An 8,557-nucleotide genomic window follows, 5' to 3' on the forward strand; every position below is an offset into this window, starting at 1 on the left:
GACGTCTGGTGGCACGACCTCGTGGACCGGCAGAGCGAGCAGCACGAGGCGGAGCCGCACGACGCGGAGCACCCGCTGTACGTCATGTACACCTCGGGCACGACGGCCAAGCCGAAGGGCATCCTGCACACGTCCGGCGGCTACCTGACCCAGGCGGCGTACACACACCACGCGGTCTTCGACCTCAAGCCCGACCAGGACCTCTACTGGTGTGGGGCCGACATCGGGTGGATCACCGGCCACAGCTACATCGTCTACGGGCCGCTGGCGAACCGGACGACCTCGTTCATGTACGAGGGCGTCCCGAACAGCCCGGACGAGCACCGGTGGTTCTCGATGATCGAGCAGTACAAGATCTCGATCCTGTACACGGCGCCCACGACGATCCGCACCTTCATGAAGTGGGGGCCGGAGATCCCGGGCGCCCACGACCTGTCCTCGCTGCGGCTGCTCGGCTCGGTCGGTGAGCCGATCAACCCCGAGGCCTGGATGTGGTACCGCGAGCACATCGGCGGCGATCGCTGCCCGATCGTCGACACGTGGTGGCAGACCGAGACGGGCGCGATCATGATCAGCCCGCTGCCGGGCGTGTCGGCGACGAAGCCGGGTTCGGCCACGCGGCCGCTGCCGGGCATCGGCGCCGACGTGGTCGACAACGAGGGCACGCCGGTGCCGAACGGCGGTGGCGGGTTCCTCGTGCTCACCGACCCGTGGCCCTCGATGACGCGCGGCATCTGGGGCGACCTCGACCGGTTCAAGGAGACCTACTGGTCGCGGTTCGCCGCGCAGGGCTGGTACTTCGCGGGTGACGGCGCCAAGAAGGACGAGGACGGCGACCTCTGGTTGCTCGGCCGCGTCGACGACGTCATGAACGTGTCGGGCCACCGCATCTCGACCACCGAGGTCGAGTCGGCGCTGGTGTCGCACCCGTCGGTCGCCGAGGCGGCGGTCGTCGGCGCCACCGACCCGACCACCGGCCAGGGCATCGTCGCCTTCGTGATCCTGCGCGGCGGCGGCCCGACCGACGACTCCGAGGGCGAGGCGCTGATCAAGACGCTGCGCAACCACGTGGCGACCGAGATCGGCCCGATCGCCAAGCCGCGGCAGATCATGATCGTCCCGGAGCTGCCGAAGACCCGCTCCGGCAAGATCATGCGGCGGCTGCTGCGCGACGTCGCCGAGCACCGCGAGCTCGGTGACGTCACCACGCTCACCGACGACTCGGTGATGAACCTGATCAGCGAGAAGCTCCCCGCCGCGCCGTCGGAGGACTGAGCCTCCCAGCGGCCGGACCTGATCATGTCGAGACCCGCCGGTGTCCGCCGGCGGGTCTCGACATGATCACCAGCCGCGTGCCGAGCGTGGTGAGACGCGCGGACGCCGCCCGGCGCGTCCGCCCATGATCGCGAGCGTGGCGACCGACGAGCCGGAGCGCTGACCGGATCGGCCCCGGCTCTCGCTGCGTCGACGTGTGTGGCGACCGTGCGGGGTGACACGCCGTTCGAGGGCCCGCAGCGTGGCCACACACCGGCCGGGCCGGCGGCCGGACGTGTGTGGCGACCGTGCGGGGTGACACGCCGTTCGAGGGCCCGCAGCGTGGGCACACACCGGCCAGCGGGGGGTCAGACGACGATGCGGGGGGCGGACGCGGCGCCGTCCGGCAGCACGAGCGCCTCGCCGCGGGCGCGGCGCTGCGCCGTCCAGACCAGCACGGTCGCGTCCAGCACGTCGTCGACCGGCACGACGTCGGGCGCCTCGCCGAGGTCGACGTCGAAGCAGCGTTGCAACGCGCGCAGCCGGCGCCCGGCTCCGCGGGCGGTCTTCTTCCCGCTCGCCCCGATCGCCGGGTCGAGGGTGCGGAACGAGCACTCCGGGTGCGCCTCCACCACGTCCGCCGGCACCGCGGCCAGCGCGTCCCGCACATCGACGATCTTGGGCAGCAGGTTCCAGGCCTGCACCGACACGCCACGGATCGCCCCGCGCCGCGCCATCGCCTCGGCGTGCGTGCGTCCGAGCTCGAAGTCGGCCAACGCGGCGGCGGTCGGCGCGTCGAAGATCGAGCTGCCGGACGCGCCGTGCTCGACCAGGTACCGCCGGGCGGCGCGGTCGCACGCCCGCACCTCGTCGGTGATCCCGAGCGGCATGTCGACGGCGATCGTCGCCGTGCCGAACCGATCCAGCACCTCGCCGAACGACGCCACGCTCGACCAGCACACGCGACGCCCGTCGAGCCAGGCGACGACCCAGCCGCTGCGCCAGCCGTCGACCCCGACGACCGTCGCGTCAGTCACCCGGCGCGCGCATGATCGCCTTGCGCGAGCGCGCCGACATGATCGCGCGGTCGCTCAACGCCGACATCAGCGAGCCGACCGACAGCACCGACCCCACCGAGAACGCCGACAGCGCCGACCCGATCGACCCGATGGACGCGACCGAGCCGATCGATCCGATCGACAGCACCGATCCCTTGCTGCAGATGCTGAGCAGCGAGTCCTCCGAGCGGATCGACCACCGCGAGCCCGAGGTGTCCATGGCGGTCATCGTGCCGTGGTGGGGGAGTAGGCGTCGAGCCGGCGGGCCAGGCCCATCGCGTCGACCGGCGCCCGCACCTTCACGTCGTTGTCGAAGTAGGCGTAGGTGTCCAGACCGGCGTCGAGCCACGGACGCACGGTGGCGGCCCACGCGTCCAGCGCCTCGTCGGTGTAGCCGCTGACGTAGAGCTCCTGGTCGCCGTGCAGCCGCACGTACGCGAAGTCGGCGGTCGTCTCGCGCAGCAGCGGCCACTTGCCCGCGGTGTCGGCGACGACGACCGCGATCCGGTGCTCGCGCAGCAGGGCCAGGAAGTCCGGCGTCACGAACGACGCGTGCCGCACCTCGAGCGCGTGCCGGATCGGCCGGTCGGCGTCGGTCGTGAGCAGGGTGCGGTCGGTCATCCGCTCGTCGTGCCGGTGCGCGAGCGCGACGGCCTCCATGGTCGAGCGGGGCAGCTCGCTGAAGAAGGTGGCGAGCCGGGCGGCGTCGAAGCCGAGGTTGGGCGGCAGCTGCCAGAGGCAAGGCCCGAGCTTCTCGCGCAGGGCCAGCACCCCGGACGCGTAGAAGTTCGCGAGCGGCGTGCGCACGTCGTTGAGTTTCTTCATGTGCGTGATGAAGCGCGGGCCCTTCACGGCGAAGACGAAGCCCGGCGGCGTCTGGGCGTACCACGACGTCCACGCCGACGGCCGCTGCAGCGAGTAGAACGACCCGTTGATCTCGATGCTGCTCACCCGCGACGCCATGTAGGGCAGCTCGTCGCGCTGGCGCACGCCCTTCGGGTAGAAGACGCCGCGCCACGGCGGGTAGGTCCAGCCGGACGTGCCGCAGAACAGGCGTCCGGTCATGGCTCGAGACGCCGCCGCAGCCGCTCGCGCGCGGCGGGCCAGTCGTCGTCGGTCATCGAGAACTGCGCCGTCGTGCGCCAGCTGCCGTCACGTCGCAGGCGGTGCTTGCGCAGCAACCCTTCGGGGGTGGCGCCGAGCCGGGCGATCGCGTCGCGGCTGCGCCGGTTGAACTCGTCGGTGTGCCAGACGACGCGTACCGCGCCGAGCACCTCGAACGCCCGGGTCAGCAGCAGCAGCTTCGACTCGGTGTTCGCCGGCGTGCGCCACCAGCGGCACCCGAGCCAGGTGCTGCCGATCGCGAGCGTGCGACTCGCCGGTACGACGTCGTAGTACGACGTCGTGCCCGCGACCTCGCCGGTGGCCGCGTCGAGCTGGACGAAGGCCAGCCGCTCACGGCGTTCCCGCGCGGCGAGGGCGGCGGCGATGTCGGCCTCCGCGTCGGCCCGGGTGCGGGGCGCGCCGGTGGTCGAGCCGGGGGTGTTCAGCCAGCGGAACACCTCCTCGGCCTCGGCGCCGGTGCCCGCAGCGGCGAGGTAGCCGTCGGCGTGGGCCTGGGTGAGCGGCTCGAGCCGGATCCACTGCCCCGCGAGCACCGGCAGCTCGTACCAGTCGTCGGGCGGCGCGGGCTCCACGAGGCTGATCGTAGGCTGGTGGTGATCGACCTGGACGAGTCCGACGGGGGAGTGGCGTGCGGCTGACCGACTTCTGGGCGCGCATGTACGCGCGCTTCGGTGAGGCCTACGCCGAGAGCCTCGCCACCGACTACCGGCTGCCGCAGCTGGGCGCGACGGTGCGCGAGGCGCTCGCGTCCGGGGTCGCGGCGAAGGAGGTCTGGCGGGCCGTCTGCGCCGAGTTCGAGATGCCCTCACAGCTGCGCTGAGCCCCCGTGTCGCGCGCGCGGCGTGTCGCTTGTCGGTCGAACACGCGTTCGCCTACAGTCGGATCCACGCCGCTCGTCCACAGATCCGCGCCGCTCGCAGTTTTTGTCAGAGGTCGGTTCTAGCGTCAGCGCCATCGAAGTTCCGACGAAGCAGAGGTGTCCCATGGCAGCAGCGTTCGACCGTGATAAGGCGCTGGACGTCGCACTGGCGCAGATCGAGAAGCAGCACGGCAAGGGCTCGGTGATGCGCCTCGGCGAGCGCGCGGCCGTGCCGATCGAGGTGATCCCGACCGGGTCGATCGCCCTCGACGTCGCACTCGGCATCGGCGGCCTCCCGCGTGGCCGCGTCATCGAGATCTACGGGCCGGAGAGCTCCGGCAAGACGACGGTGGCCCTGCACGCGGTCGCCAACGCCCAGGCGGCCGGCGGTGTCGCGGCGTTCATCGACGCCGAGCACGCGCTCGACCCCGAGTACGCCCGCAATCTGGGCGTCGACACCGACTCGCTGCTGGTCAGCCAGCCCGACACCGGTGAGCAGGCGCTCGAGATCGCCGACATGCTCATCCGTTCCGGCGCGCTCGACATCATCGTCATCGACTCCGTCGCCGCGCTCGTGCCCCGCGCCGAGATCGAGGGTGAGATGGGCGACTCGCACGTCGGCCTCCAGGCCCGCCTCATGAGCCAGGCGCTGCGCAAGATCACCGGCGCGCTGAGCAACTCGGGCACGACCGCGATCTTCATCAACCAGCTGCGCGAGAAGATCGGAGTCATGTTCGGGTGCTTCTCCTACAACACCCGGGTGATGCTCGCCGACGGGACGACCGAGAAGATCGGGAGGATCGTCAACAAGAAGTTGGACGTCGAGGTGCTGTCCTACGACCCCGAAGCAGACGCGATCGTGCCGCGTCGGGTCGTGAACTGGTTCGACAACGGCGTCACCGACCACTTCCTGCAGTTCACGGTGGAGAAGTCCGGCGGGAACGGCCGGTCGCAGTTCGCCGCGACCGAGAACCACCTCATCCGGACGCCGGGCGGCTGGCGTCACGCCGGTGAGCTCATGGCCGGCGACCGGGTGATGGCCACGGAGGAGCACCGGCTCAGCGCCCAGCAGTGGCAGGTGGTGCTCGGGTCGCTGCTCGGCGACGGCAACCTGTCGCCGAACCGACGTGGGCGCAACGGTGTCCGCTTCCGGCTCGGTCACGGGGCGAAGCAGCGCGACTACCTCGACTGGAAGGTCTCACTGCTCGGCAACATCCCGTGCTCGCGCCGCGAGAACGCCAAGGGTGCGGTCTTCGCCGACTTCACGCCGCTGCCCGAGCTCGGCGAGCTGCAGCGGGCGGTCTACTTCGGTGACGGCAAGAAGACGATCGGCTGGGACTACCTCAAGGCGTTGACCCCACTCGCGCTCGCCATCTGGTTCATGGACGACGGCTCGCTGAGCGTGCGGTCGAAGGGCCTGCAGGCCCGCACGGCAGGTGGCAGTGGCAGGGTCGAGTTTTGCGTCGAGGCGATGAGTGAGGGATCGCAGGCACGCCTGGTCGAGTACCTCCGCGACACACATGGTTTCACGGTGTCGTTGCGGCACGCCGGGGCGCGGGGTAAGGCCGTGCTGACGTTCGACACGGCCTCGTCGCGTCGTTTCCTCGACCTGGTCGCGCCATATGTGCACCCGTCGATGGGGTACAAGTTGCTGCCCGAGCAGCGCGGGCGATTCGCGGTCGAGCCGAGCTTCGTCGAGCCCGTGATGCGGCCGGTGCCGGCGCGCATCCTCGACATCCACGTGAAGCCGCCGACCCGGTCGATGCACCGGTTCGACATCGAGGTCGAGGGCAACCACAACTACTTCGTCGACGGCGTCATGGTGCACAACAGCCCGGAGACCACGACGGGTGGCAAGGCGCTGAAGTTCTACGCGTCGGTGCGCATGGACGTGCGACGCATCGAGACGCTGAAGGACGGCGGCGAGGCGGTCGGCAACCGCACCCGCGTCAAGATCGTCAAGAACAAGGTCGCGCCGCCGTTCAAGCAGGCCGAGTTCGACATCGTCTACGGCGAGGGCATCAGCCGCGAGGGCTCGCTCATCGACGTCGGCGTCGAGCAGGGCATCATCCGCAAGTCCGGCGCCTGGTACACGTACGAAGCCGACCAGCTCGGCCAGGGCAAGGAGAACGTCCGCAACTTCCTGCGCGACAACCCCGACCTGGCCGACGAGGTCGAGAAGCGGATCAAGGAGAAGCTCGGCATCGGGGCGCGGGTCGACGAGATCGAGGCACCGCTGCCGGCACCGGTCGACTTCTGACCGGCGACCGACCCGAGGTGGCCGGCCGGGGAGCGACCCGGCCGGCCCGGGAGAGTCCATGAGCAACGCACCACGCAACGGGCCGGTCCGCATCACCGACGTCGAGCTGCCACAACGCGCCCCCGCCCGCCGCACGCCGGACGGGTCATCCGGGCCACGCCCGGACGGGCAGGCTGTCCGACGCCGCGCGGCCCCCCGCGCAACCTCGGACGCGCGGTCGGCCTCCGACGCCGGCTTCGATGCCTTCGATGCCTTCGATGCCGACGTCGACCGGCCGCCACCACCCGACGACGAGGTCGACGGTGATCCAGGCGATCCGGAGAGCGTCGCCCGGGCCATCTGCCTGCGCCTGCTGACCCAGCGCGCGCGCAGCCGGGCCGAACTCGCGACGGCGCTCACCAAGCGGGGCGTGCCGGACGACGCAGCCGCGGCCGTGCTCGACCGGTTCACCGAGGTCGGCCTGATCGACGACGCCGCGCTCGCCCAGCAGATGGCGGCCGCCTCGCACCGTGAGCGGGGTCTGGCCGGCCGTGCGGTCGCGCAGAAGCTGCGCCAACGCGGCCTGTCGGGTGAGACGGTCGAGCAGGCGGTGGCGGGGATCGACGGCGAGAGCGAGCGGCGGCGGGCCTTCGAACTGGCCACCAAGCGCGCCGCAGCACTGCGGGGCCTCGACCCGGCGGTGGTGCAGCGAAGGGTCGCCGGTCTGCTCGCACGGAAGGGCTACGGTCCCGAGATCGTCTACGACACCGTCCGTCAGGTGCTCGCCGAGGCTGAACCTGAGGTCGAGGCTTAGCCGCGCCACGGGATGACGCTTACTTGCGTCCGTCGCCTGGCGTTCATAGTGTCGAAAGACCAGAAGGAACGCTGAGTGCGCCGCGGTCCGTCGCGGGCGGTGTTGCCGCGCGGTGGCCGCGACGACGGATAGTCCGTGTCCGCCCGTCGGAAGGAGAGCCGCACCGGTCGTCGGGTCGAGCCTGCCCCACGCCTGCTCGAGCGGGTCGTGGTCCGAGGTGCCGTCCGCGTCAGTCACGTCCTTCGGGTGCACGAGCAAGTGCGGTCGACCGCCAGGGTCGACTGCACGGTCACGGCGGCACGCTGCCGGGGCCGACCGACAGGAGGCGACGACGATGACCACCGGGGTGCTCTACGCAGCGATCGGTGTGGTCTTCGTCCTCGGTCTGCTGTTCGTGGTCGTCACTGCCCGTCGGCAGTCCGGGCCCGGCGTCCGCGGCGCCCACGCCGCGGCACGGTCGGCCGTCACCGAGCAGCCGCCGGCCGATGTCGAGGCCCTGCGCCAGGCCGCGCGCCTCGAGGCGGACGCGATCAAGCGCGCGGCCGAGGCCGAGGCCGAGTCCACCCGTCGCGCCGCCGAGCGTGAGGCCGACCAGTTGCGCGCCCAGGCCGAGGCCGACCGCCGGCAGGCCGACACCGCCCGCAGCGAGCTCGCCGAGCAGCGCCGCCGGCACGACGCGCAGCTCGCCGAGGTGCTCGCCGAAGCCCGGCGCACGGCGGAGTCGGAGGCGGCCCGGCTCACCGACGAGGCCCGCCGCGTGCTCGCCGACCTCGACGCCCGCAGTGCCCGCCTCGCCGACGCCGAGGCGCGGCTCGAGGCCCAGGCGGCCCGAACCAGCGCGTTGGCCGGCGAGCTCGACGACCGCCGCCGGGTGGCCGAGCAGCGCCAGGCCGAACTCGCCGCCCTGGCCGCCGACCTCGATGTCCGCCGCGCCGACCTCGACCGCCTTGCCCGCGACGCCGAGGCCGAGCTCGAGCGGGTTGCGGGCCTCACCGCCGAGCAGGCGAAGTCCGAGCTGATGGGCCGCGTCGAGGCCACGACCCGACGCGACGCCGCCCTGCTCGCCCGGTCGATCGAGGACGAGGCCCGAAGCGAGGGCACCGAACGAGCGCGCGCGATCGTCGCCGAGGCCGTGCAGCGGGTCGCCAGCCAGCAGACCACCGAGAGCGTCGTCAGCGTGCTGCACCTGCCGGGCGACGAGATGAAGG

9 protein-coding genes are annotated in these 8,557 nt (G+C 71.7%); 5 read left to right on the top strand and 4 right to left on the bottom strand.

The window, feature by feature from the left end; genetic code table 11:
* Nucleotides 1-1,275, top strand: a 1,275-nt coding sequence (locus ACTHMS_RS00075; protein ID WP_440304635.1) for an acetate--CoA ligase, incomplete at its 5' end; no start/stop codon positions are given.
* 347 nt (nt 1,276-1,622) lie between these two features.
* On the opposite strand, the gene ACTHMS_RS00080 is transcribed toward ACTHMS_RS00075, so the two are convergent.
* Genes ACTHMS_RS00080 through ACTHMS_RS00095 form a run of 4 tightly spaced genes read right to left on the bottom strand, consistent with a single transcriptional unit; the run spans nt 1,623 to nt 4,009 of the window.
* Nucleotides 1,623-2,291 carry a DUF429 domain-containing protein gene (locus ACTHMS_RS00080; protein ID WP_440304636.1) on the bottom strand — a complete coding sequence of 223 codons (669 nt, stop codon included), beginning with the start codon at nt 2,289-2,291 and terminating at the stop codon, nt 1,623-1,625.
* The gene (locus ACTHMS_RS00085; protein WP_440304637.1) at nt 2,284-2,541 is read right to left on the bottom strand and encodes a hypothetical protein; all 258 of its coding nucleotides are present in this window, start codon (nt 2,539-2,541) and stop codon (nt 2,284-2,286) included. The genes ACTHMS_RS00080 and ACTHMS_RS00085 overlap by 8 nt, the downstream gene beginning before the upstream one ends.
* Nucleotides 2,538-3,377 carry a DUF72 domain-containing protein gene (locus ACTHMS_RS00090; RefSeq protein WP_440304638.1) on the bottom strand — a complete coding sequence of 280 codons (840 nt, stop codon included), beginning with the start codon at nt 3,375-3,377 and terminating at the stop codon, nt 2,538-2,540. Before ACTHMS_RS00090 ends, ACTHMS_RS00085 begins: the two co-directional genes overlap by 4 nt.
* The gene (locus tag ACTHMS_RS00095) at nt 3,374-4,009 is read right to left on the bottom strand and encodes a GNAT family N-acetyltransferase (RefSeq protein ID WP_440304639.1); all 636 of its coding nucleotides are present in this window, start codon (nt 4,007-4,009) and stop codon (nt 3,374-3,376) included. Before ACTHMS_RS00095 ends, ACTHMS_RS00090 begins: the two co-directional genes overlap by 4 nt.
* Before the next feature lie 56 nt (nt 4,010-4,065).
* On the opposite strand from ACTHMS_RS00095, the gene ACTHMS_RS00100 reads away from it, so the two are divergent.
* The 4 genes from ACTHMS_RS00100 to ACTHMS_RS00115 form a co-directional block, all read left to right on the top strand.
* Nucleotides 4,066-4,257 (top strand): DUF3046 domain-containing protein, encoded by a 192-nt coding sequence (locus tag ACTHMS_RS00100; protein ID WP_440304640.1) that lies wholly within the window; start codon nt 4,066-4,068, stop codon nt 4,255-4,257.
* Between the two features lie 163 nt (nt 4,258-4,420).
* Nucleotides 4,421-6,556, top strand: a complete 2,136-nt coding sequence (gene recA, locus ACTHMS_RS00105) for an intein-containing recombinase RecA (RefSeq protein ID WP_440304641.1) — start codon at nt 4,421-4,423, stop codon at nt 6,554-6,556.
* 58 nt (nt 6,557-6,614) lie between these two features.
* Nucleotides 6,615-7,349, top strand: a complete 735-nt coding sequence (locus ACTHMS_RS00110; RefSeq protein WP_440304642.1) for a regulatory protein RecX — start codon at nt 6,615-6,617, stop codon at nt 7,347-7,349.
* A 334-nt stretch (nt 7,350-7,683) separates the two neighbouring features.
* On the top strand, nt 7,684-8,557 hold an 874-nt coding region (locus ACTHMS_RS00115), incomplete at its 3' end, for an Rnase Y domain-containing protein (protein WP_440304643.1).

Source organism: Jatrophihabitans sp. (assembly GCF_051960575.1).
Classification (GTDB): domain Bacteria; phylum Actinomycetota; class Actinomycetes; order Mycobacteriales; family Jatrophihabitantaceae; genus JBQCEE01.

Bases quoted from the DNA above. Each gene is read 5' to 3' on its own strand.
- recA (WP_440304641.1), top strand. From the start codon at position 4,421: ATGGCAGCAGCGTTCGACCGTGATAAGGCGCTGGACGTCGCACTGGCG.
- ACTHMS_RS00090 (WP_440304638.1), bottom strand. From the start codon at position 3,377: ATGACCGGACGCCTGTTCTGCGGCACGTCCGGCTGGACCTACCCGCCG.
- ACTHMS_RS00110 (WP_440304642.1), top strand. From the start codon at position 6,615: ATGAGCAACGCACCACGCAACGGGCCGGTCCGCATCACCGACGTCGAG.
- ACTHMS_RS00085 (WP_440304637.1), bottom strand. From the start codon at position 2,541: ATGACCGCCATGGACACCTCGGGCTCGCGGTGGTCGATCCGCTCGGAG.